Source organism: Proteiniborus sp. DW1 (assembly GCF_900095305.1).
Classification (GTDB): Bacteria; Bacillota; Clostridia; order Tissierellales; family Proteiniboraceae; genus Proteiniborus.
In genome coordinates this window covers 105671-131189 of sequence record NZ_FMDO01000007.1, presented here as the reverse complement: position 1 = coordinate 131189, position 25519 = coordinate 105671, and the positions used below count along the sequence as shown (strand labels likewise).

The 25519-nt window shown below is 35.3% G+C and carries 22 protein-coding genes; all 22 read right to left on the bottom strand.

Going from position 1 to position 25519, the window contains the following annotated elements:
- Window positions 1-125: 125 nt before the first annotated feature.
- Window positions 126-1760 (bottom strand): chaperonin GroEL, encoded by a 1635-nt coding sequence (gene groL / locus DW1_RS01935; RefSeq protein ID WP_074348950.1) that lies wholly within the window; start codon window positions 1758-1760, stop codon window positions 126-128.
- A gap of 96 nt (window positions 1761-1856) precedes the next feature.
- Window positions 1857-2138 carry a co-chaperone GroES gene (locus tag DW1_RS01930; RefSeq protein WP_074348949.1) on the bottom strand — a complete coding sequence of 94 codons (282 nt, stop codon included), beginning with the start codon at window positions 2136-2138 and terminating at the stop codon, window positions 1857-1859.
- Window positions 2139-2484: 346 nt separating this feature from the next.
- A complete protein-coding gene (locus DW1_RS01925) occupies window positions 2485-3369 on the bottom strand; it encodes a DNA-3-methyladenine glycosylase family protein (protein WP_074348948.1) in 885 nt (294 codons plus the stop codon).
- Window positions 3370-3746: 377 nt separating this feature from the next.
- Window positions 3747-5255: a DUF1846 domain-containing protein gene (locus DW1_RS01920; protein ID WP_074348947.1), complete on the bottom strand. Its 1509-nt coding sequence runs from the start codon at window positions 5253-5255 to the stop codon at window positions 3747-3749.
- 255 nt (window positions 5256-5510) lie between these two features.
- On the bottom strand, window positions 5511-6095 hold the full coding sequence (locus tag DW1_RS01915; RefSeq protein ID WP_074348946.1) for an amino acid synthesis family protein: 585 nt from the start codon (window positions 6093-6095) through the stop codon (window positions 5511-5513).
- A gap of 35 nt (window positions 6096-6130) precedes the next feature.
- Window positions 6131-6970: a hypothetical protein gene (locus DW1_RS01910; protein WP_074348945.1), complete on the bottom strand. Its 840-nt coding sequence runs from the start codon at window positions 6968-6970 to the stop codon at window positions 6131-6133.
- Window positions 6971-6972: 2 nt separating this feature from the next.
- Window positions 6973-8490 (bottom strand): DUF362 domain-containing protein, encoded by a 1518-nt coding sequence (locus DW1_RS01905; protein ID WP_074348944.1) that lies wholly within the window; start codon window positions 8488-8490, stop codon window positions 6973-6975.
- 23 nt (window positions 8491-8513) lie between these two features.
- Window positions 8514-9674 carry an amidohydrolase family protein gene (locus tag DW1_RS01900; protein ID WP_074348943.1) on the bottom strand — a complete coding sequence of 387 codons (1161 nt, stop codon included), beginning with the start codon at window positions 9672-9674 and terminating at the stop codon, window positions 8514-8516.
- Window positions 9675-9771: 97 nt separating this feature from the next.
- Complete coding sequence (locus DW1_RS01895) at window positions 9772-10638, bottom strand: isocitrate lyase/PEP mutase family protein (RefSeq protein WP_074348942.1); 867 nt, start codon at window positions 10636-10638, stop codon at window positions 9772-9774.
- A gap of 17 nt (window positions 10639-10655) precedes the next feature.
- Window positions 10656-12071, bottom strand: coding sequence for a glutamate mutase L (locus DW1_RS01890; RefSeq protein WP_074348941.1), 1416 nt, complete (start codon window positions 12069-12071; stop codon window positions 10656-10658).
- Window positions 12072-12085: 14 nt separating this feature from the next.
- Entirely contained in the window at window positions 12086-13234 is a 1149-nt protein-coding gene (locus DW1_RS01885; RefSeq protein ID WP_074348940.1) for a 2-methylaconitate cis-trans isomerase PrpF family protein, read from the bottom strand.
- A 26-nt stretch (window positions 13235-13260) separates the two neighbouring features.
- Entirely contained in the window at window positions 13261-15120 is a 1860-nt protein-coding gene (locus DW1_RS01880) for a cobalamin-dependent protein (RefSeq protein ID WP_074348939.1), read from the bottom strand.
- Window positions 15120-15638, bottom strand: a complete 519-nt coding sequence (locus DW1_RS01875) for a LeuD/DmdB family oxidoreductase small subunit (protein WP_074348938.1) — start codon at window positions 15636-15638, stop codon at window positions 15120-15122. Before DW1_RS01875 ends, DW1_RS01880 begins: the two co-directional genes overlap by 1 nt.
- Window positions 15639-15643: 5 nt before the next feature.
- Complete coding sequence (locus DW1_RS01870) at window positions 15644-16849, bottom strand: 3-isopropylmalate dehydratase large subunit (protein ID WP_074348937.1); 1206 nt, start codon at window positions 16847-16849, stop codon at window positions 15644-15646.
- Window positions 16850-16865: 16 nt separating this feature from the next.
- A complete protein-coding gene (locus DW1_RS01865; RefSeq protein ID WP_074348936.1) occupies window positions 16866-18272 on the bottom strand; it encodes an L-serine ammonia-lyase, iron-sulfur-dependent, subunit alpha in 1407 nt (468 codons plus the stop codon).
- 2 nt (window positions 18273-18274) lie between these two features.
- The gene (locus DW1_RS01860) at window positions 18275-19171 is read right to left on the bottom strand and encodes an NAD(P)-dependent oxidoreductase (RefSeq protein ID WP_074348935.1); all 897 of its coding nucleotides are present in this window, start codon (window positions 19169-19171) and stop codon (window positions 18275-18277) included.
- A gap of 286 nt (window positions 19172-19457) precedes the next feature.
- Window positions 19458-20540, bottom strand: coding sequence for an ethanolamine utilization protein EutH (locus tag DW1_RS01855; RefSeq protein ID WP_074348934.1), 1083 nt, complete (start codon window positions 20538-20540; stop codon window positions 19458-19460).
- Between the two features lie 134 nt (window positions 20541-20674).
- Window positions 20675-21730, bottom strand: a complete 1056-nt coding sequence (locus tag DW1_RS01850) for a PTS sugar transporter subunit IIC (protein ID WP_074348933.1) — start codon at window positions 21728-21730, stop codon at window positions 20675-20677.
- A gap of 23 nt (window positions 21731-21753) precedes the next feature.
- Window positions 21754-22737: a xanthine dehydrogenase family protein molybdopterin-binding subunit gene (locus DW1_RS15865; protein ID WP_074348932.1), complete on the bottom strand. Its 984-nt coding sequence runs from the start codon at window positions 22735-22737 to the stop codon at window positions 21754-21756.
- Between the two features lies 1 nt (window position 22738).
- Entirely contained in the window at window positions 22739-24013 is a 1275-nt protein-coding gene (locus tag DW1_RS15860; RefSeq protein ID WP_074349114.1) for a xanthine dehydrogenase family protein molybdopterin-binding subunit, read from the bottom strand.
- Window positions 24014-24031: 18 nt separating this feature from the next.
- Complete coding sequence (locus tag DW1_RS01835) at window positions 24032-24496, bottom strand: (2Fe-2S)-binding protein (protein WP_143474336.1); 465 nt, start codon at window positions 24494-24496, stop codon at window positions 24032-24034.
- 30 nt (window positions 24497-24526) lie between these two features.
- Window positions 24527-25399, bottom strand: coding sequence for an FAD binding domain-containing protein (locus DW1_RS01830; RefSeq protein WP_074348931.1), 873 nt, complete (start codon window positions 25397-25399; stop codon window positions 24527-24529).
- Window positions 25400-25519: the final 120 nt, after the last annotated feature.

Genomic DNA, 25519 nt, shown 5'->3' with positions numbered 1-25519 from the left:
AGACTTTCCATAAGTTAAATCTACTTATGAAAAGTCCCTTAATTACTTATTGTTCACAAATTGTTTAAGATTTATTTATATCAACTAGTCTAAATCTATATCCTTTCAATTTTGCTGGACAGATATTACATCATTCCGCCCATGCCGCCCATGCCACCCATTCCTGGCATAGCTGGTTCATTTTCTTCTGGTAAGTCAGTTACTACAGCTTCTGTAGTAAGAATCATAGCAGCTATTGATGCAGCATTTTGAAGAGCTGATCTTGTTACTTTTGCTGGGTCAACTATACCTGATTCAATCATGTTAACATATCTCTCATTTAATGCGTCGAATCCAACGCCTTTTTCACTAGCTTTTACTTTTTCTACTATGATTGAGCCTTCTAATCCTGCATTTGCAGCGATTTGTCTAACTGGCTCCTCTAAAGCTCTTAAGATTATGCTAACTCCTGTCTTTTCATCTCCAGAAGTTGTATCTAATAATGCTTCAACTGCTGGGATTACATTTACTAATGCAACTCCACCACCTGATACTATACCTTCTTCTACTGCAGCTCTAGTAGCAGCTAAAGCGTCTTCAATTCTAAGTTTCTTTTCTTTTAATTCAGTTTCTGTTGCTGCTCCAACTTGGATAACTGCAACTCCACCAGATAACTTAGCAAGTCTTTCTTGTAGTTTTTCTTTGTCAAATTCTGAAGTTGTCTCTTCTATTTGAGCTTTTAATTGTCTAACTCTATCTTGAATAGCTTGGGCTTCTCCTGCACCATTTACTATTGTAGTGTTTTCTTTGTCAACTTTTACTGTTTGAGCCTTTCCAAGCATATCTAATGTAGCTTCTTTTAAGTCATATCCTAATTCTTCTGATATAACTTCTCCACCTGTAAGAATAGCTATATCTCTTAGCATATCTTTTCTTCTATCTCCAAATCCAGGTGCCTTAACAGCTACACATGTAAATGTTCCTCTTAGCTTATTAACTACTAATGTAGCTAGTGCTTCGCCTTCAACATCTTCAGCAATAATTAATAATTGTTTTCCTTGTTGAACTATTTGCTCTAATATTGGAAGAATTTCTTGAATATTAGTTATTTTCTTATCAGTAATTAAGATGTATGGATTTTCTAAAACTGCTTCCATTTTTTCTGTATCTGTTACCATATATGCAGATAAATATCCTCTATCAAATTGCATACCTTCAACTACATCAAGAGTAGTTCCCATTGATTTTGATTCTTCAACTGTAATAACGCCTTCTTTGCCAACCTTATCCATAGCTTCTGCAATTAAGCTTCCTATTTCATCGTCGCCAGCTGATATAGATGCAACTTGAGCTATAGACTCTTTACTTTCAATTGTCTTAGATAATGATTTAATTTCTTCTACTGCTAGATCAACTGCCTTATGTATACCTCTCTTAACTATCATTGGGTTAGCACCAGCAGCAACGTTTTTTAATCCTTCTCTAATAATTGCTTGAGCTAATATTGTAGCTGTAGTAGTACCATCTCCAGCAACATCATTAGTTTTTGTAGCTACTTCCTTAACTAATTGAGCTCCCATGTTTTCATATTTATCTTCAAGCTCTATTTCACGAGCTATGGTAACCCCGTCGTTTGTAATTAGTGGTGATCCAAATTTTTTATCTAAAACAACGTTTCTTCCCTTTGGTCCTAAAGTAACCTTAACTGTATCTGCTAATTTGTTTATACCCTTTTCCATAGCACGACGTGCTTCTTCACTAAATCTAATATCTTTAGCCATTACATTCACACTCCTTAAATTTTTTGTCATTCAACAATTAAATCAATTCAAAAACTAGTGAACATTTGTAAAACATGTTAGAATCCTTAGGCCAATCTACTCAACTACAGCTAATATATCAGCTAATTTAACTATAGTATACTCTACATCATCTACTTTAACTTCAGTTCCTGAATATTTAGAGAATATTACTCTGTCTCCAACTTTTATTTCATCTTTTTTCTTTTCATCTCCTGTTATTCCAGCACCTACTGCAATAACTTCAGCGATTTGTGGTTGCTCTTTAGCTGAACCTGGAAGTACTATACCGCTTTTAGTTTTTTCTTCAACCTCTACCTTTTTAATAACAACTCTGTCTCCTAATGGCTTAATATTCATGTTTTACCCTCCCTGTTTATTTTAATTTTGTCTTTTCTTTTTTAATTATTAGCACTCTCTATCGTTGAGTGCTAATTCTTACAACTTATATGTTATCTAAAGCATTTTACATAATCAAATGTCTATTTTATCGATATTTAGCTCTATTACGCTAATATTTGAGGTTACGCTTATATTTGTTTATGTTTCACTTGATATCTCTTAATATCTTCATTTTTCATAGAATATATTAAAAATGTCAGCGTAATAGTAAAATAATGGTTGGCAATACTTAAACAATGGTTAAACTACATCTAAACTACTGTCAAACTATCGTTAAACATGAATACTTTTTTAATTTTAAATTTTACTTACCCTTCCCAATCCCTAGTTCTCTTGCATAATAAAACAAATATTGCTGGGCATATCCTGCATATTCTCCAAACTTCCCCTGCCCATATTCTTGAATATCCTTTAAACTAGTGTCTTTCTTTAAATAAAAATATTCCATAACTCTTTTCACCCAAACATCTATAGGGAATGCATCGTGTTTTTTCATTGAAAATAGCATAATACAATCAGATACCTTTGGTCCTACACCTGTAAATCTCATGAGCTCTTTTCTAGCATCCTCTGTTGAGAGATTCTTGATTCTATATATATCTGTCTCTCCCCTAGAAACTATGGTAGCAGCACTTATTATGTATTTAGCCCTAAAAGAGGTTTTGCAATCCTTTAGCTCTTCAATAGATAATTTGTCTAATGCATTAGCCTCAGGAAAACTATAATACTTTTTCCCATTATATTCTCCTATGTACTTTCCATATCTTTCGCTTAGCATGCTTATAGATTTCTTAATCATAGGAATACTATTTCTTGCTGATAGTATAAAAGATATGAGCATTTCCCACTCATCTTGATTTAATATTCTTATTCCATACCCAAAATTAATTGCTTCCTTTAATATTGGTTCCTTAGACAGCTTATTTTTTATTTCATCATAGTCTGTTTTTAAATCAAAATAATCTTCCCATATTAACTTAAAATCACTCAGATTTGTATTTGAAAAAATAATGTCTTCGCCTTCCTTCTTGACATTTAATATCTTTCCATAAGCTACGCCTGTATAGCTGCCATCATCTTCTTTGTCCCATCTAAAACATTGCCCACATTCGAATATATGCTTAGGCTCGAAGTCTTTAATATTTTTTATAATTACTTTATTATCTCCCTCGGTAATGCTATATCTCATATAATTTCACCATCCTTTCAATGCGGTTTCCTTCTTAACTAAATATATCCATTATACTATTATTTAGTCAAAAAATCACACTAAATTTTTCTCTCAATGCTTTATAGTTCATGGCTATTTTTATAGTAAATTATATACTAATGAAATTACGCAATTAGAATCTATCGAAAATTAAAATCAAGGAAGTTTTTCTTAACACTCATAAGGTAAGTTCTTGATTATAAGAATTATAAAGTAAAATTTTCTTATTCGTTATAAAAAAGAAAAGCTTCCATTATAATATAGCAATTAAGGAAGCTTTTCTTTAAACTTATTAACGAAAAGTTCTTATATTATAAGTAGTACCTACTATATCCACAAATTTTTCATTTATATATTTATATATTATAGTAAAGACTTTCTGAAGGATATTCAGGATCACAGGTTATATCTATTCCTAGCTTTCCAAAGGTCTGTTCATCGCTTCTAGTCAAAATAGTAGTTGAATGAGCCTGACATCCTTTTAGTTCAGAAAGCTTGTCAAGTGCTACTTGTGCAATTGGATTTGTGGCAGCACATATACTAAGGGCTATTAATACCACTTCACAGCTTAAAGCTGCTCTCTTGTTATGGAATACATTTTTCTGTAAGTTTAAAATAGGCTCAAGTATAACTGGAGAAATGAGATGAATTTCATCTGATATATTTGCATAATATTTAATTGCATTTAGAATTACCGCCGCTGTTGAATCCATTAGTTCTGAGCTTCTGCCAGTTAATACCGTGCCATCTTTAAGCTCTATGGCAACAACTGGATAAATTTCATTTCTACCAGACTCTTTCTTTAGTTTAGCTGAATACTCTCTAGCAGGAGTTACTACTCTTCTGTCTTCTTCCTTTAGCTCTAATTCCTCCATAATGAGTTTTGCACGTTGGAGAGTCTCCTCGTCTACGTATCCCTTTTTATATTCACACTTTGTTTTAAAATATCTTCTTATTACTTCTTGTTTAGAAGCTTCTTGAACCACCTCATCATCTACTATCCCAAAGCCTACTCTATTAACTCCCATATCTGTTGGTGACTTGTATATTGATTCTTCTTTGGTGATTTTTTCGATTATTCTTTTTAGTAATGGGAATGACTCTATATCACGATTATAGTTTACTGCAATCTCATTATATGCATCGAAATGGAATGAATCTATTAAGTTAACATCTTTTAAATCTACTGTTGCAGCCTCATAGGCAATATTTAGAGGGTGCTTCAAAGGCACATTCCATACAGGAAATGTTTCAAATTTAGAATAACCTGCCACTTTGCCACGCTTGTACTCATGATAAAGCTGATTTAAGCATGTTGCTAATTTACCACTTCCTGGCCCAGGTCCTGTGACTACTACAATTGGCTTTGTTGTCTCTATATAAGGATTTTTTCCGTAACCTTCATCGCTTACGATTGTATCTACATCTATAGGGTAGCCTTTAGTAGGTCCATGTCTATATACTTTTATTCCTCTATTCTGTAGCTTGTTTATGAACACAGTAGCAGCTGGTTGACCTTCATATCTAGTAATCACTACACTATTTACGTCTAATCCATTTGCTCTTAGGTCGTCTATAAGCCTTAAAGCATCCATATCGTAAGTAATGCCAAAATCCCCTCTTATCTTGTTTCTTTCAATAGCTCCTGCATAAACACATACAATTACTTCAACCTTTTCCTTTAACTCTCGAAGGAGTTCTATTTTGACATTTTCATCATATCCGGGTAAGACTCTTTTGGCATGTAAGTCAAACATCAACTTTCCACCAAATTCAAGATACAATTTATCGTAATTATTTACCCTTTCTAAGATATACTTCGACTGTTCCTCTAAGTACTTCTTATTATCAAACCCTATTTTCACATTTAACACCTCACCCTACATTTTCTATCAAATTTATTTTAATCATAAGTGCTAAAATTATCATAAAAGTATTTTAATGCAAATACTATTTCAATTTTTTATTATTTCATACTTTTAGCTAAAAGTAAATGGGCTTTGTGCATTTGTACTATTTAAAATGGTCACGGATACCTCCGTGACCATTAAGGGAATGTTGTATACAGTTTTTATTATTTTTTTATGTTATCTTATGATTTTTATTTCACTATAAAATCGTTATCTTAAACCATCTTCACATTTAGCTTCTTCTTTTTGTAGTCCACCAACTCTTGGATGAGGTCTTCCACAATTTGTTACTGATAATATCAACACTAGTTCATTGTCTCTTGGAGCATCAGGTACTCTTACTTCCATTGCATCAAAGTGTGTTCTTACGAATGCTGCATCTTTAAAATGTAGTGGAACATCTATTGCACAGCCTGGATAACCCATTTTTTTTGCTGAAGGGATTATTGCCTTTCCTCCACCTAATCCATCTCTAAATGGTTTTCCTAATGTTGGATGGAGTAGTGCTGCCGCATGCTCAAGCTCTCCATTTCCACCTACTATAGCAGCTTTCCCGTAGCTTTCAGCTTCATTTACTTCAATACCTGCTGCTTTTAGTGCTCTATCTACTAAATCTGGTGTTACTGAAGCAGCCCAATCAGATAAGGGAGAGAGATCCTCTACATATTTACCAGCATATGGATTCTCAAACACTACTGCTATTGATACTCTTTTATGGCTTCCCTCTACTTCTTTTCCGCCATCAGCTTTAATTTCTTCTACAAAAGTATAGTATTTTCTGATTTTAATATCCATTTGTAAAGCCTCCTTAATTCTCACAAATATTATATTTAAATAGATTCAACAGTTAAGCTATCTGGGTATTTTACTATTGTATTTCCTATCAAGATTATGGCACCTTTTATTACTTTTTTATTATGCAAATCCTCTGCTACGTTAAGTCCATTTAATAGTGCCCTATACTTTTTTTCTTCACTAATCTCGCCTACTTTTAGCGTAATCATTTGCCCTTTGATATCAGTCTCTGAATCTATTTCTTCAGCGAGACATCGAATGATATTATCGTCTTCTATATTAGTCATGTTACCTAAATAGGTGGCACAAGCATCTGCTGTAGCTGCATCAGATGCTAAAGCAACTGCAGCAGTAGCTATACCTTTCGTAAAACTTCTTCCGCCAATACCACTAGTACAAATACCGTGAATATCTTGTTTTTCAGTAATTGTTAAAATTAGTTGAGCCCTTTCTTTATCATTTGTATATGGAATCCCAACCTTAATTGGTTTTCCTTCTAAATCCTTTAATGCTATATCTCCACCATTATTTATAATAATTCTAGTTCCACCTAGCTCCATCGCTTTTTGAAGAGCTATATCAGAAAAGGAACCTGCCACAGCTCCAAGAGTATTAAGTTCTTCATATCCACTCTTTTCAACAGCAACGATCATTTTATTTAGGACTTCAGGAAATTCGTTACTGGTTCTTCTATAGGTTCGCATTTTTTTTAGTTGGGGGATGTATTGTATTAGCTTATCAAATTGTTCTAATACATGCTTACCTACTTCAGCACCTATTTCTGAATTTCTTTGTCCTTTTATTGATACGTCTATTACCATTTGTATAGGCCCATGGTGTATAAATATCCTTTCATCTTGAAGCTTTTTGAGCATAATTATTCCCCTTTTCCTAGCATTTTTAATAGCTCATCTTTAGTGATTATGTGCTCTGTATGACCTCCAAGAGCTTCATATTTGTCCCTAGTCATAGTGTACTCAACTGGGGCTACAGTAGCAGGAGTTGGAACCCAAGTTGTAGCCTCTGGAATCATCTTTGCCACATCTACCATAAAGTTTATTCCTCCTCCAGGAAGAATAAATACAGGAGCACCAGCTACAGTCATTCTAACTTCTTCGCCATGTATAGCATCAGTTAATTTTCTTGGGAGATTAGTCACTCCTCCTCTTGCACTTCCACCAGTTCCTCCAGTGTAAATTACTGAAACTCGTGACTCTTCACAGGTGTCTGATATTAACTTAACTGCATTCAATACTTCCTCTGTCATTGGTATTTCTTTTACTGTTCCATTTGCTTGGACTTCTAGTAAAGCAGCTTTTTGCCCAGTAGTTTCAGTTACTAAAATCTTGTATCCTGGCTTAGCAATATCCATATTAACAGATACTACTGCATTAATTGGGTCTACTATTTCAGTTCCACCCCAACCATGTCCATGATTTCCAAAGTATCTTCCTCTTGTACTTTTAACTCCATAAGGAATTACTCCACTATATTTCATTCCTACTTCTTCACCAGCAAGATGTTCTGAAAGAAGCCCAATAACATGGTAGTCTAAGATTATTGCTTCATCTACTACCTTACTTAAGTATCTTGCAAATAGCCCTACGGTTGCACTACCACAGCCTACCCTCATAAGCTTTTCCTTTAAACCATCTATAATAGGCGCTTCACCTTGCTGTAGTTCTAGTGTGCTTCCATTTTCTACTTTTAATGTAACCTTTCTACCATTTGCAAGGTCTACAATAGTCCTAGCGACAATAAATCCATCATTACCATTGCTAAGAAGATTAGCACCACCTATTGTAAGCATTTTTGCACCATACTCTTCAGTTGTTACCATTCCAACAACCTTGCCATCTCTTTTAACCTTTGCTCCTTCTTCTCCAATGTGCATATTAGTATCTATCTTAACTTTCACACCACTATAACTAAGAGGTGCTTCTGTTACAACAGTTACAACATCCACACCTTCTACATTATCTTGAACGATAAATGGCGCAGGACGACAGCATGGATAGCTTGTCCCGCTACCTACCGCTGTTACAATAGGCTTATAAGGCAAACTTTCTGTTTTAGGAATAGTTGTTATTGCATCAACAACTAGCTTTCTATTTCTTATAATTTCTCCACTAACATTTGTGTATCTCTTACATGCACCTGTTTTGCCTACTGGTATTGTACATCCAACAGGACAATGAGTACACCTTATAGTCTCTGGTTTTTGTTCATCTGTTCTTACAATTGCTTTAAAAGGACATACTCTGGTACAAATACCACAAGAAACACAGTTTTCATTTGTATAAGCCTTTTTCTCCTTTACTTCTATAGCATCTAATGGACAGTTTTTAACACATATGCTACATCCTTTACATTTATCCAGTATGACTTCAATCATAGACTATTTTTCTCCTTTCTTGCTTAACAGATAACTGCACTATGAGTTGCAGGTGGTGTATTTTTGCTCTTTATAAACATTACTTCTCCATCTATTATTACCATTGATACTCCTGGAATGTCTCCTGCTTCTAAAGCCTTTAAGGAATCTTCACCTATTGAACCTAATGGTGCATCCATGATTACAAAATCTGCTTCTCTTCCTTCTTCTATAAATCCAACATTTAATCCATAAACCTTAGCTGTATTACCTGTTGCAAAGCAAATAGCTTCTGCAGCTGTGGCATCTGTTTCTGAAGCTACATATGACATAGTTCTTAAAATGCCTAGAGGTATTATACCTGAACCTGATGGAGAGTCGTTTCCAACAATAAGTCTCTCTAATTGACCTCTTGCTTTCACCATATTAACAGTATGTTTCATTACCTTATAGTTTCCACATTGTACAAGTTCTAAAGCCATATTAGTGTTTTCAATTATTTTGTCAACTTCTTCTGGTGCTATTGCAGTAGGCCCACCATTTATATGTGAAACCACGTCTGGGTCTGTTTTTATAACATCATCTGCTGTTATAGTGCTACTTCCAGGAATTGAAGTTCCACCTGTGTGCATCATAACTTTAAAGCCATTTTTCTTAGCCCACTTTACCATTGGTGCTGCTAAATCAGGACTATTCACTGAGCCAAGACCTACTTCTCCTACTAACCAAACACCTTCTTTTGCAAGTTCTTCAAAGTCTTTTTCAACTAATCCTTTTTCAAGAATTAAGGCCCCACCATGAAGCTTTACTCCTCCTGGTCTTGCATTTTTTGAGCTTTTATGTCCTAATATAGCTAACGCCTTAGTTCCTGCTGGGTCCTTTGGTCTACCAGGAGTATGAGCTTCTCCTGCTGAAATCATTGTAGTTACTCCACCATGTAAAGAGCTATTTATAAACCCAATTGTACTTTGTCTAGGTGTAAAGTCTCCTAATACAGGATGAACATGTGAATCAATAAAGCCAGGTGCTACAGTTGTTCCTTTCGCATCTACTATTTTGTCACATCTAAATTCATCTAAGAGTCTTTCATCTCCTATTTTTAGAATTTTACCATCTTCTACTATAATTGTGGTTGCATTTGAAATAGGATTTTTTACATCTCCTGTCACTAAAATTCCAATATTTTTAATACCTAATCTTGACATTATAACTACCTCCCTTTATTTTAACTAAAATCCAGTGAGGGCAAGATCATAATGCTCTACTGAACTAAGCTCAGGTTAATAACTAAAGAATCTATTGCTATTCCCTTACATATTTGTCTTCAAGCTCTGCATAATTTCCCAATCCTACTAAATCATTAAAATCTGAGAATGTTATCATCTTGTCAATACTTTTTGCAGTAGTTCCATTTAATTTTAGTGCTTCCATTAGATCAAACATAGCTTTTGCAGTTACGTATGTTGATGCTGTTGGGTAAATAACTAGACTATACCCTATATCTTCTAGCTCCTTATTTAATAAAAGTGGAGTTCTACCACCTTCAACCATGTTAGCTAATGTAGGAACCTTGATTTCTTCATTTACTCTTTTCATTTCCTCTATACTTTCAACTGATTCTACAAATATTACATCAGCACCAGCTTCTTCGTAAGCCTTCGCTCTTCTTATTGCTTCGTCAATTCCATGAATAGTACGTGCATCTGTACGAGCTATTATGACGAAATCTGGATCTTTTCTAGCTGCTACAGCTGCTTTTATTTTACCAACCATTTCATCTAGGCTTACTACTTTTCTTCCAAGCATATGTCCACATCTTTTAGGTGCAACCTGATCTTCAAGTTGAATAGCTGCAACCCCTGCTGCTTCATATTCTTCTACAGTTCTCATTACTGTTATGGCATTACCAAATCCAGTATCTCCATCTGCTATAACCGGTATATTTACTGCACTTGCAAATTTTCTAGCTCTATCTAACATTTCAGTCATACTTAATAAGCCAATGTCTGGCTTACCTAACACGCTAGCTGCTTGTCCATATCCTGTCATGTATATTGCTTTGAATCCTGATTTTTCTATAACTCTTGCTGTTAATGCATCATGTGCTCCTGGAGCTACTAGTATTTCCTTAGAATTTAGTAATTGTCTTAATATTGTAGTTTTTTTCATGCTGTTACCTCCAAGTATTATAATTTAAAACTATTCTTTAGTACCTTAAATGCATAATCTTCATCAATCTGAGATATAAGCCCGCCAGTATATAATATATAGTTTTCATCAATTATTATTTTCGGATCATTTGGTAAGAGCGAAATGCCTTTATCTTTTAATGCATTTCTTATTATCTCTTTTCCTTCTGAAACATCCCTATGGGAAAAAATCCCTCCAACGCCGATTATAGTGTTCACATTTCTCAAATCTCTACCCACTGGCATTCCTGGCATAAGACCCGTTATGGGGTCGGCAACTGTAGAGATAAATCCTGCATGCCTTTTCAAAGCTACTTCAACGGCTGTTTCTGCAATAAGTGTGTCAAACATATATTCCTTTTCGTTCTGCGCTATATGCCTAGGCGTCCTTTCTACCTCCATACAATACTGAATAAACTCTTCTAGTAACTTCTCATCTTTAATTCCTCTTTTGTGGAAGATAGCTTTAGGACTTACTACATCTATAACCCCCATAGCACTAATACGCATACCTAAATTACCTTCAACGGTTCTATAGGATATCTGTTTTTCATTGCTTACAATAAGACCGATTTCTTCATCCTCTAGATTAGCATAGCCAGGTATTACTGAGTGAATATCAGTAGTTGCTCCTCCTAAATCAACTACGATTATTTCACCTATTCCTTTTTCTAAATAAGTTCCTTTAGCTAGTAACTCAGATGCCATTAAAACTGCTCCAGGAGTAGGTATGATTTTATCATTAGTAATCTCTTCTTGTAATATACTCAACCCCTGTGCTTTAGTAATTTGTTTAATGAATTCTTTATGAATGGCTTCTCTAGCTTCCTTTACTCTTAGCTTATGAATAGTGGGCATTATATTTGGAACTCTTAAATGAGCCACATTTCCAGCCTTTAATATTTGAGCAGCCTCAGCCTGGGCACTTATATTACCAGCTATAATTACTACACCTTTGACTTTACTTTCTACTATTAAATGTGCATTTTCTATAAGTGAAGATTCATCTCCAAAATCAGTTCCACCAGCTAAAAGTATGATATCTGGATTTATTTCCTTTAAAATCTGTATTCTGTATTCTGGTAGATTTTCATTAGAGACTATCTCCAGTATTTTAGAACCTGAGTTCATAGCTACCTCTTTTGCTGCCTTTGCAGTAACTCTAGTCATATATCCCATGGCTACCATTCTTAGTCCACCTGCTGCACTACTAGAAGCTAAAACATGTTCCGATTCTATTTTACTCTCACTTAATGTTGTCTTTATAATGTCCTGTCCAGCTTTTATTCCTTTATAAACATTTTCCACTGTAGTAGGCGACTGAACAGTCGCCACTAATTCAAAGTCTTTAAACAGCCTTTGCTTTGTGTAAGTACTTCCTATGTCTATAATTAAATAATCGTACTTTTGCATTTTCATTCCATCCCTTATTTTACTGTATAACAGTTGCCATCCATGATTCTCCTTGCAGTTCTGTTTATTGCAGCTTTTTCAAGTTTCCAGCAATTATCCACTTTGCTAGCAGCAACTTCTATTGTTATTACTCCAGCTGGATGACCTATTCTAAGAATTTCATTCTTGCCTTTGCCCTTTGCATTCATTGCTTCGTTTACTATTGTACCTTCTATTCTCGCAGCTGCTCCAGTACAGATAGTTGCTGTGCCAGCATAAGTTTTGTGAACAACTTGCATAAACATAAGTCTTGAAACAAAGTCCACATCATTTTCGCTTATTTCTTTACCTTTTGTAAAATCAACATAGTCTTGGGCTGGAGAAATAAATGCTATCATTGGAAATGCAGGAGCTTCTTTAACTGCATTTTTCCAATCCTTTACTAATCCCATCATAACAGCAGCCTTTCCTCTTATTTCCTCAAGGGTAGCTAACATCGCTTTATTTTCATCTATTTGTGATGGTGTCTCAATACCTGTTAAGCCCAAATCTTTTGCTCTCACAAATACAACAGGATTTGCTGCATCTACTAAAGAAGCTTCTATCTCACCATATCCTGTTACATCTATTTTATCTATTACATTGCCTGTAGGCAGAAGCTTTCCAGTTGCTGCCCCAGCTGTATCTGAAAAGTCAATTACTATCTCTGAGCCTGTTCCAGGAACTCCAGCTATGCTATAGTCTCCTGTTACTTTAGCCTTACCATTTACAACTTCAACTCTTTCAATTATTAATTTACCTGTATTGGTATTGTGTACTCTTACAGTTGTGAAAGGTTCCTCAACCTTTACAAGCCCTTCATCTACTGCAAATGGTCCAACGCCTGCAGAGATATTTCCACAATTTCCTGAATAATCTATTTTTGGTGCTACATAAGATACTTGTCCAAATGTGTAGTCAACATCTGCATCTTCTCTTGTAGATGGTCCTATAATAGCTAGTTTGCTAGTTAATGGATCTGCCCCACCTAAGCCATCAATTTGCCTGATGTCTGGGCTTCCAAATATTTTTAATATAAGTTCATCTCTTTCTTTTGGGTCTTTAGGTAAATTTTCTTCTTTAATAAAGATTCCCTTACTTGTACCAGCTCTCATAATAACAACAGGTGTTTTAATCTGTTCCATATTTGTGCCTCCTCACTGCTAAAAATTTATTTACCTTTCTTTTTATTTAACTGTTCTTCTATCCATTTAACACATTCATCAAGGTCTGTTCCTGGTCCAAAGAAGTTATCAACTCCAAGGAAACCTGTTCCCTCTTCTTTGATTTTTTTCTCATACATAGCATGTTCTTCTTCTTTTTCTGCAATTCTACCGCCAGCTAGAAGTACTACATCATCTCTTAGCCCAAGTTCTTCAAGTCTTTTAGCTACTCTAGGGAATAAGGTTATTCCAAGTCCTAATAAGTTACTTACTCCAACAACACTTGCCTTAGTTTCAGCTGCAACTTCAGCTACTGTTTCTGGTAGATTCATTCCCCTTAGGAATATTACTTCGTATCCTGCTTTTTGTATTGCCTCTTTTACCATATTGATTCCAACTACGTGGGCATCTGCACCTACAGTTGCTAAAACTACTTTTTCTTTTTTTGTTATTGGAGTTTCTTTTTGAACTTCTACATTTTCTTTAGTAATAGGCATATACTTTTCATCTACTCCTAGTGGAGTATAGCCTGCTATATACCTTCTGATACCATCTTTGTCTCTATTTGTCTTAACAAATCTCTTTAGATCCCAACCTCCTGCTCTTGGGGTATCTAATATACCACTTCTACCAGCCTCTACTATTAGGTCAATAAGCTCATGTTCATCATATTGAGCCCAGAATTCTGCATTTACCTCTTCTGGTCTTAGCATTTTATCTCTTTTTAATGCAGCTGTTAATACCGCCATTGCTTCAGCCTTTATTTCTTCTTTTCTTTGGTCTATAAATGGATCCTGAATATCCACTTTATATGTTCCCTCAAATACATTTTGTGTAGCCCACATTGCCTTAGCCATTGATTCACCAGTTGGAATACCTACATTTTCTGCAGCCTTTGGTCTATAGAAGTTTGCTCCTGCTAATTTAGCTGAGACTGCCATTCTAGCAAAATGAGCTTGTTCTGCAATAAGATCTGCTGGTGGGTTTTGGAAGGTTTCTGGTACTGCTATAATAAATTCACTCCAGATAGTCTCTCTAAATGCCTTTACTAAAGCCAAATCTGCAAGTAAGTTAATCCCACCTACATTCATTTGAATAGCACTTAAGGCTCTATCCAATCCTGCTTTTACTGCTAGTCCCTCAGATAATAGAACCATCGCTAAAGCCATTCCATCTGTACCCATTATATTGTTAATATGCTTATGTGTATCAAGCTGAACAAATATGTTGTTTTCTGCACATATTTGGATTGCCTTGAATCCATTTACTACCTTTGTTCTAAAGTCATGGATTCCTCTCCCACCAAAGTGAACGTGTATAACTGGACCTAAATCTGTACCATCAAATCCAGCTATTAATGCATTTAACACATTTAAGTGAGTAGTATCACCAGTAGCATTTATTCTTATTGGGTGTTTCGAACCTCCGCCCATTTGAACGAATTCTCTTTCTCCAGCTGGTGTGATTCCACCTTTACCTCTAGATTGTTCTATTAGCTCTATTCCATCAAGGGGATCAATATGCCTTGTTGCCTCAGAATGTACAAACTGAAATATTGTAACGCCAAGCTTTTCAGCCATATCATACATGTGTTGTGATTCTTTGTATGTTTCCTCAGAGCTATTTCTTCCAAGTATAGGGTTTAATACAGGGTTGCCTGTTTTAACAGCTTGTCTACCAAGTTCTGTTAATCTGTAACCACTGCGAACTACACCATTAACCTCTCTTGGATAAGCATCAGGTAGTCCCTGTATTTCTCCGTTTTCATCTATATATGGCATCTTAACACCGAAAGCTTTTTCGTACGCCTTTATTCTATCTATGTCTTCTCTAATAATTCTTTCTGTATTTGGTCTCAATTTAGCCATTAGATAGCACCCCTTTTCATAAGTTTTTGTCTAACTTTATTAATCAGTCCACCTGCTTTTAGTGTTTCAAGTGTGGTTTCAGAGAGTTGATTTAATTTGTACTGATTTTGTGTTCTCAAGTTAGTTATTGTGCCTTTAATTAAATCTACTTCAAACTCATCATTTTCTTTTGCTTCTTTTCTAATTTCCCTTATATACTCACAAGTCACTACTGGAAGTCCGATATTTATCGCATTCCTCCTAAAGATTCTTGCAAATGATTTAGCTATGATTATTCCTACTCCAGAGCTTTTTAGTGCTACAGGTGCCTGTTCTCTGCTAGAACCACATCCAAAGTTATGATCAGCTATTATTATGTCCCCTGGTTTAACTCTCTCTGGGAAATCTGGAATTATACTTCCTTTTAGTGTGACCTTTTTCAATTCTTCTACTGGATAGCTCATGGCATATCCAGGAAGTATTTGATCTGTATCGACATTTTCATCAAGCATAAATGCTTTTCCTTTTATCTTGTCCATTCTAACTACCCCTCCAATGGAATTACTGTGCCAGGACATGTAATACATCCTCTTATAGCACTTTCTGCAACTGTTCTAGGAGAAGCTAAATAAATCTTTGCTTCCTTATGTCCCATTCTTCCTGGGAAATTTCTATTTGTTGAAGATATGGCTACATCATCTTTTGATAGTAGCCCTTGATGTGCCCCAAAGCATGGTCCACATCCAGGATTAGTAACTATTGCTCCTGCTTCTCTAAATATCTTTGTTAGCCCTTCTTCTTCCATTTTATCTAAGATTCTCTTTGAAGCTGGAACTATTACCATATTTACTCCATGGGCAATCTTTCTACCCTTTAATACTTCAGCAGCTATTCTCATATCTGACAGTCTACCATTTGTACAGCTTCCGATAACTGCTTGATTTATCTTTATCCCTTCTATTTCCTTAATGGCCCTTACATTTCCTGGTGATGAAGGACAAGCGACCACAGGAGGAATATTAGCTGCATTTATATTATACACAACCTTTACTTTACCAATTTCTTCGTCTCCTTGGTCTATAAAACCAATCATAGCACCCATTTCTATCATCATATTGGAGATTGTCATCTTATCATCATTGCTTAGTCCCAATATTGTACTTCCACTAATAATAACTGCTTTATCTGTAAATCCATTTGTCCCAAACCTGCCTATTATATATAAGATAATATCTTTTCCATAAACACCAGGATTTAATTTTCCATCAATATTAATCAGATAAGTTTCTGGTACTTCTAAGTCAAGTTCTCCTAAAGCCATAACTGCTGCAAGCTCAGTTGAACCTAGTGGTATAGCCACTGCTCCAAAAGCTCCTGCTGTACAAGTATGAGAATCAGCTCCTACAATTATATCTCCTTTTTTATATAGGCCTTCTTCATGTACGACCTGATGGATAACCCCTTCAGCTCTCTTGTACATTTTAGCGCCAAATCTATCACAAAACTCATGTATTGTCCTATGTTGAATTCTAGAATCAACTGATGAACAAGGAATGTTATGATCCATTACAAATACAACTTTGTCCTTATCAAATACCTCATTACATCCTATTTTTAAAAATTGCTCTATTGCTAAAGGACCAGTAACATCATGAGCTATTGCTAAATCGATTTTCACACTTAGCTCCTCTCCAACCCTAACACTTTCCTTATTAGCCTTTTTTGCGATAATTCTTTCTATAATGTTCAATTATTTCACCTTCTTTCTACGCTTCAACTAGCACTATACCTAATTTATTAGCTATATTAACAGCTTCCTGTTTTGAAGGTGTAGCATCACGAAGAACCAGCCTTCCTCCACCTCTATTTAATGCATCTACCATGAATGTTCCTTCATCAGTTACAATTGTAACTCTTTGAACTTGATACTCATCCACTTTAACTATTTCTACTGCTATTCCTTCTTTCTCTACTAATTCCATTACTTCCTTATACATTTTTCCATCTGCAGTTGATGAGCCATATACTGCTCCCATTAACACACCTGGAACATTTATTCCCCTACGTGCAAATAATTCGGGATAAAGTTCGATTTTTACTTTATTTATTTTTCCTTTTGATAAAAAGTGTGCGATTCTTCCCGTATTTGTTGGTGAACCAACAGCTTGACTACTTCCTCCAACAACTGCTTCTCCTAAAGTATTTGTAATAGGTTTAGCACCTTTAGCCAACCTCTTAGCTATTTCTTTAGCTTTAACTAATGTTTGTTCTATATGAACCTTCTCTTCATCTTTAATTTTCTGATCTATCAATCTTTCCACAGGTTCTTTAGTCTTAAAGAATGGTTGCATAAACTCTACTACTGTAGGCACTAAAGATTTAGCTGATATTGGGTGAATTTCAGCTGCCATAGCTAACATTACATCTATAGGCACATTTACTTCTATGCTTGTTTTAACAGCTAGTTTAGCCGATAATATACCATTTAATATAGCTCCTCCTATATGAGTCGCACATAGTGCAGGAACCATAACTCTAGGGGTACATGGAACGCCTATGGTTGGGGATATCGCTATTACCATTGCACGTTCTACATCCTTTGCACTACCCCCACACAACTCAACTGTTGCTGCTGCTATAGCTGCAGAGCCTGCACCAAATCCTTCCATATTACATCCAGTAGTTGTCTTGCCCACCCTAAACATTGAACCTACTTTTAATATTATTGCAGCTATTTCTGCTACCCTACTTTTTTCATATCCAATTTCAAGCATTGCTTTAATAAAACCTGTGTAAGGACAAGAATCTCCAGTACCTGCGCATGGATTTAGTCCTATACCATGATTTCCTACTTGAGCAGCTATTGTGTATACCAGAGCTTTGTCTACAAATTCATCTTGAAATAGTCTGAAACCTTCCATATTATTTAGCTCTGAACCAGTTGTACCAAGAAGTAAGCTGCTTCCTGTAGTTAGGCCCAGCTCTATTGCCTGTAAATTATGTTCAAACTCTTTTAGCGCTTCTTCTAGCACTTCTTCTCTATTTTTTCCTGTCTGAATTTCCGCTTCAGCTAGAATTACATCAACAAACCTTACATCTATTTTACCTGCAATTTCTACTATGTCTCCAAGAGTCAATGGCATTCTTTCATTAATCATAGCCTTAAGTTCCATAGCTAAGCCCGCTCCTCTCTTACTTCTATATTTCCCCAATCTTCATATAACTTTAATACAGCTGAGATATCTTCAGCTCCTAATCCTTTTGCTCTTGCAGCTTCAAACATTTGCTGTGATAAGTTTCCTATAATTAATGGCATCTTTAAATCCTTAGCAGTATCTACCGCAAGCTGTAGATCTTTATACTGCAAATCAATCATAAATCCTGGTTCAAAATTACCTTTAGCTATAAAGTTTTTATATTTTGCCGTTAATGCATATGAAGCACCTGAGCTTTGACTAATTATGTCGTATAAAACATCTGGTTTAAGACCTGCCTTAACTCCTAAAGCTAAAGCCTCAGCAACTGCTACCATATTAGCTCCTAGTAGAAGATTATTCACTAGCTTTACTGTATCTCCTGCACCAACTTCACCAACATGATATACTTTAGTTCCTATACAATTTAATACAGGGAGAGCCTTTTCAAAGGACTCTTTATTTCCTCCAACCATAATTGTAAGAGTGCCCTTTTCTGCACCTGCTGCTCCACCGCTTACAGGAGCATCTAAAACTTCTACACCTTTATGATTAGCTTTTTCAGCAATATTTTGTATTGATTTTGGTGTTATACTACTTAAATCAACTATTACTGCTCCTTCTTTAGCACCTTCTAGAATCCCATTTTCTCCTAAAACAACATTTTCTACAATAGCAGAGTTCGGAAGCGATGTAAGTACAATATCTGCATCCTTTGCAACTTCAGCAGGAGTCTGTCCTTCCTCTGCACCCATCTCTACCAATTCTTTTACTGCATCATTATTTAGGTCAGATACTATAAGCTGGTAGCCACTCTTAAGTACATTAGCAGCCATTCTTTTCCCCATGACCCCTAAGCCAATAAAACCTATTTTCATACTATACCTCCTGTTTTTTGCTTCTATATATTTATGTTTTATTTTTCTGTTATATCAGTATACATAGCAATTATTGTGCCAACTTTTTTCCCTTAAAAATTGGGGAGAATAGCAATATTTTTAATTGCATATTTCATTTTTGAAATGCTATTTTGGTTCAATCCTGTACTTATTACAATAGTCTTATTAAACAGCATTTCATATTTGTAATGCATATTCAATTTTGAAATTCATATTATTGAAATTTAAGATAAAAAACCATATATCTAAAAATATTAACCATCAACTATATATTCGCTTCAACACTTTCTCTCATAAGTATCATAGCTAAAATAATTGCACTAGAACCAGCTATTATCTTTGCAACAATGAATGGAATAATAGCAGTTTTATCTACACTAGCTACAAATCCAAGCTGACCGCCAAAAGTAAATGCTCCACTCACCATAAAAGCTGATAATAGAACTTTTCCTTTAATATTCATGTCCTTCATCATAATGAAAGCAGGGACATTACTTGATAAGGAGATCAACATAGCAATAATAGCATTTTCTCCAACCCCCACCTTGTTCCCAAGCCTCATAAGTGAATTCTTGAAAACTTTTGTTATTACATGAATCATAGGAAAGGCACCACATAATACTACAGTTATGCTTCCTACTATTCTCAACCCTTCATCAAACGAACCTAAGCCCGCTATCAGATTTAGCCCTGAAATTCTCTCAAATATGCTTAAGATAACTCCTAATGCACCTATGGTTGTGGTTACCTTACTAAAGTATGTAAACCCTCTTAATAGTTTATTTGGCCATCTCGATAGACCTATTGCAAAAATTAGAGCAATTAACATAATTGGTAATATATTAAGTATAAGAATCAGTGTTGGAATCCTTAAAACCACACCTCCTACAATACATCCTAATGGTATAGTAACAACTCCTGCTAATATTCCCTTAGCAAAATAGATTTGATCCTCTTTTTCAATAATTTCAACTCCAGCAGGAATCGTAAAACCTACCGTTGCACCTAACGTAGATGCTAAAATAATCCCAGAAAAAACTCCCATTTCCGTTGCTTGGGCCATTCTCACAGCTGAAACATATCCTCCCATATTAACAGCAAATATAGATGCTGGTAGTATTGAAGGATCAATATTTGTTAATTGAAAAAAAGGAAAAGTAATTTTTAGTAATATATCTCCAATTATAGGTGCCAGTGCATATATTCCGATTACAGGTATAGCTAGGTTTCCCATAGCTAAAAAGCCTTCAGTAAATTTGGCACCTAATTCAAATTTATTTCCTATAATTTTATCAATACATCCTAGCACAGCAAATGCAAATATGGTGTAAAGTATTAAATCATTCATCTAGGCCCCCTCATTCAAGTACTCTAATATAATTAACATAGCCACTAGTAGAGTATCTCTACTCTGCTAGTGGCAAAAACATTCCTAACCAAATTATCCCAAATTTTATAGACAATATTTAAAGCTTTTACTGATTATAAGCTTAACTTTAAGTCTCCCTCTTTAATCCAGCCCATTTTTCTCATAACATTAGCTACTATAGGAGTAAGTACAGCTGGTACTAAAATATGTAGTACTAAGATTCCAACCCACATCATGGCTCCACCTTTACCAGCAGCCTCCATAGCTTCTATAGTACCAAATTGTCCAACAAAACCACTAGTTCCCATACCTGCACCCATTGGAGTACATTCCATTTTAAATAATATTGTCGACATAGGTCCTGTTATAGCTGAAACTAATGTAGGAGGAATCCATACTTTCCAGTTCTTAACTATATTAGGTACTTGAAGCATAGATGTTCCTAATCCCTGTGCAACTAATCCTCCCCAACCATTTTCTTTAAAGCTCATCACAGCAAAACCAACCATTTGAGCACAACATCCTGCAACTGCAGCTCCACCTGCTATTCCACCAAGAGATAGCATCATACAAAGAGCAGCACTACTAACTGGAAGAGTTAAAACCATACCAACTATAACAGAAACTATTATTCCCATTAAGAATGGCTGTAAAGTTGTTGCATACATTATTAACTCACCAGTTGCTGTCATAAATCCATTAACTGCTGGTCCTATAGCTGTTCCAACTAAAACTCCTACAATAATCGTAACTGCTGGTGTAACTATAATATCAAGCTTAGTTTCTTTAGATACAATTTTACCAAGTTCAGCACCAAGTACCGCTGCAACAAAGGCTCCAGCTGGTCCACCCAATGCATTTCCCGCTGCACCTGTAATAGTGGAAGCAAACAATACTAGTGGAGGAGCTTGTAAACCATAAGCTACGGCAACCCCTATAGCTGCTCCAGTCATATCTTTAGCTATAGGCCACAAGGTTTCACTTAGAAAAGGTATGTTTAGCTTAGTCCCTAAAGTGTTTAATATAGTACCAATTAATAAGGATGCAAAAAGACCAAGTGCCATTGTACCCATGGCATCAATTAGGTACCTTTTAACAGAGATTTCAATATTCTTCCTCTTTAAAAAGCTTTGTTTTGATGCTGGCGCTGTGTTTTCATTTTTACTCAATGAAACTACCCCCTAATATTTTTTTAGTTTTTGTTTTTTAATGCCTCTATTATTGCTTCAGGTGTTACAGGAACTTCAGTAAACCTAACTCCAATAGCATCATAAATAGCATTTAAGATTGCTGGTATTACAGGTATTAGAGCAGGTTCTCCTAATCCCTTTGCACCATAAGGCCCAGTTAATGTAGGATCTTCTACAAGTATTGGATATATTTCTGGCATATCCGCAGCTGTATAAACTAAATACTTTGAAAAACCTGGATTTTTAATAACTCCTTTTTCTACTTCAACCTTTTCTAGTAAAGCAAGTCCCATTCCCATGGCAGCTCCACCTTCTATTTGTCCCTCAGCCATTTTTTCATTAATAGTCTGTCCAACGTCGTGTGCAGCTACTACCTTTAACACTTGTACTTCTCCTGTTTCTGTATCTACTTCTACCTCTACAATATTTGTTGCATATGCATAGCAAGCATATGGTATACCTTGCATGTTAACGGGATCTAGAGCTGTTGTATCAGGGTTAAATGAACCGCTTCCAAGTGCAATCTTACCTCTCTTCTTCATCTCATCCATAAGAACAGAGAAATCCATTTGCTTTGATTCATCATTTGTAACTATTACTTTTTTATTCTTAATGTTGACTAGTTCCTCATCTACACCAAGAACTTCAGCAGCTACCTCTATTAAGGTTTTTTTTGCCATTTTAGCTGCCGCAAGACACGCATTACCAGAAATGTATGTTTGTCTACTTGCTGAAGTAGCTCCACCTTCTGGTGTCACTCCTGTATCAGCAGCAGTCACATTCACATCTTCATAGTTAACTCCCAATGTCTCAGCGACAATTTGCGCCATTACTGTTGAAGAGCCTTGTCCTATATCTGCACAACCAACTAAAGCTGTCACAGAGCCATCTCCATGTACTTCTACAAAGGCTGCAGCAGGATTTGGTAATCCTGTATTTCCTATTCCATACCACATACATCCTACTCCGACTCCTCTTTTCTTCATCCTATTTCACCTCTCCTTCAGTAAAAATCACTTCTTTTGCTTTTTCCACTGCTTTCTCTATAGTCTCAACTATACCGACACCATCGGTTAGTAGTTGACCCGTAGATGTGACAGAACCAACTCTTAGAGCATTCTTTAATCTTAGCTCGATTGGATCCATTCCTAACTTTTTGGCAAGTAAATCCATTTGTCCTTCATGGGCTATAGCTGCTTGTGGAACTCCAAAGCCTCTAAATGCACCTGCCATTGGGTTGTTAGTATATACAAAAGTTGCTTTAACTCTTACATTTGGAATCTCATAAGGTCCAGTTAAGTGAGTCATTGCTCTACCTATAACAGCAGGTCCATATGATGCGTATGCACCTGTATCTCCTGTTATATGTGCATCTAAAGCTAAAATTTTTCCATCTCTTGTTGCTCCTGTTTTAAGCTTCAAAGTCATAGGGTGTCTTTTTGAAGAAACTTTCATAGACTCTTCTCTACTTCTAACAAACTTCACTGGTCTACCAGTATAATATGCCAATAAAGCAGCATGGCATTGTACTGATATATCAAGCTTTCCTCCAAATCCACCACCTGTAGTAGCTTGAATACTTCTAACCTTACTTTGTGGAAGTTTAAGCATTCTTGCCACTTCGCCTCTATCAAAGTGAGGATTCTGAGTTGAGCTCCAGAATGTTAAAATACCGTTTTCATACTTGGCAACACCAGCCTCAGGTTCGATAAACATGTGAGCAAAATAATTTGTCTTATAAGTATCTTCAACTATTACATCACATTGCTTAAACGCTTCATCTACATCACCAAAAATCAAATCCTTATTTTGAAGAACATTTGAGTTTCCATGAATTGCATGTACCCCTTCTTTTAGTGCATCTTCTATAGTAAATATTCCTTCTAATTCTTCATATTCTACTTCTATTAAATCTAAGGCTTCCTCGGCAATTTCTTTTGTCTCAGCAGCAACTATTGCCAGAGCATCACCTATTCTTCTAATTTTGTCATCAACTAGTATGGGTTCATCTTTAATTATGATACCTACTCTATTATCTCCAGGTATGTCTTTGTATGTCAGTACAGCAGCAACTCCTGGCAACGCCTTTGCTTTACTAGTATCAATATTTTTTAAAATAGCAGAAGCTACAGTACTTCTTTTAACTGAACCATATAACATATTATCTAATTCTATATCAGCCGAAAAAATTGCTGTACCTATTGCTTTACTAAGTGAATCTTTTTTTTCAACGCTCTTGCCAATTATATTTAAATTGTCCACTCTAGTTCCTCCTTTCATTTATTTATCTCTTGCTATTTCAACTGCATCAATTATTTTTTTATATCCAGTACATCTACAAATATTTCCTGACATTGCTTTTTTAATCTCTTCTCTTGATGGATTAGATTTTTTCATAAACAAAGCCTTAGCTGAAAGTATCATTCCTGGAGTACAAAAACCACATTGAATAGCACCAGCATCAATAAATGCCTGTTGAAGCTTATCTAAATCGCCATTCTTAGATAAACCTTCAAGGGTAATTACAGTACTTCCATGAACTTGAGGAGCTAGCATAATACAAGAAGTTACTGCACAGCTATCTACTATTACAGTACAAGCACCACACTCACCTTCAGAACACCCTTCCTTAACACTTGTTAGTTTAAAATCCTCTCTAAGCATGTCTATTAATCTCTTATTTGGATTTATATCTATAGTTACATCTTCATTATTTAGGTTAAACGATATTTTTATTTTCTCCAAAATATAAACCTCCTCTTTTGATAGATAATACTATTTTAAATCTGCCAATATATCAGCAAACATATCTCTTGCAATACCCTTAATAGCTGAACTCTTATAGAGGGCCAAGTGTTTAAAAGGTGAGTTGGTAACACTGATGTCTGTTATTTCAGCTAACTTCTCTAAACACGCTTCAATATTTTGCTCATTTAATTCTTTTCCAATTAATAGTTTTTCAGCTTCTCTAACTCTTATTGGATATCTTGAAATAGCACCTAATGAAATTTGTGCCTTTGTACATTTGTTATCAGTATCCTTTTCGATTAAAGCTCCTGCACTTATAACAACTATAGCTAAAGCTTTTCTTTTTCCTAGCTTTTTAAAACTTGTAGCTGTCCTTTCATTAGGACTTTGGAAAAATATCTCAGTCAATAGTTCATCTTTTCTAATTTGGCAGTTCCCAGGACCCTGGTAGAATTCTTCTAATTTCATAACTCTTTCTTCTTTTTCACTTTTTAAAACAACTGAAGCATCAAGAGCCATAAGAGCGGCTATAGAATCTCCTGCAGCAGAAGCATTTACTATATTGCCTCCAATAGTTCCTAGATTTCTAATTTGTGTAGAGCCAACTTCTCCACAAGCTATAGCGAGAGCCTTAGCCTTTCTTAATAATATTTCAGAGCAGTCTAGTTCACTAAAATTAGTAGCAGCACCAATCTTTATGAATCCATTTTCCTCTTTTACATACTTCATTTCCTTAATTTTTTTAATATCCACTACTTTTTCTGGAGAAATCATCTTTTGATTTATTTGAACAATAAAGTCAGTCCCTCCGGCTATAATTTGAGTATTCTCATCTGCTCCCGTTAGTATCTTTACTGCTTCCTCAATTGTTGATGGAGCATAGTAACAAAATTGTTTCATCTTATCCCTCCTACACATTATTAACTTGAATATTTCAAATTTTGGTTCTTAAGCTGCTGCAATTTCTTATAGTGTATTTATGCAAAAGCCTTGCCAAGTTATAAATACTGATAAAAAAAT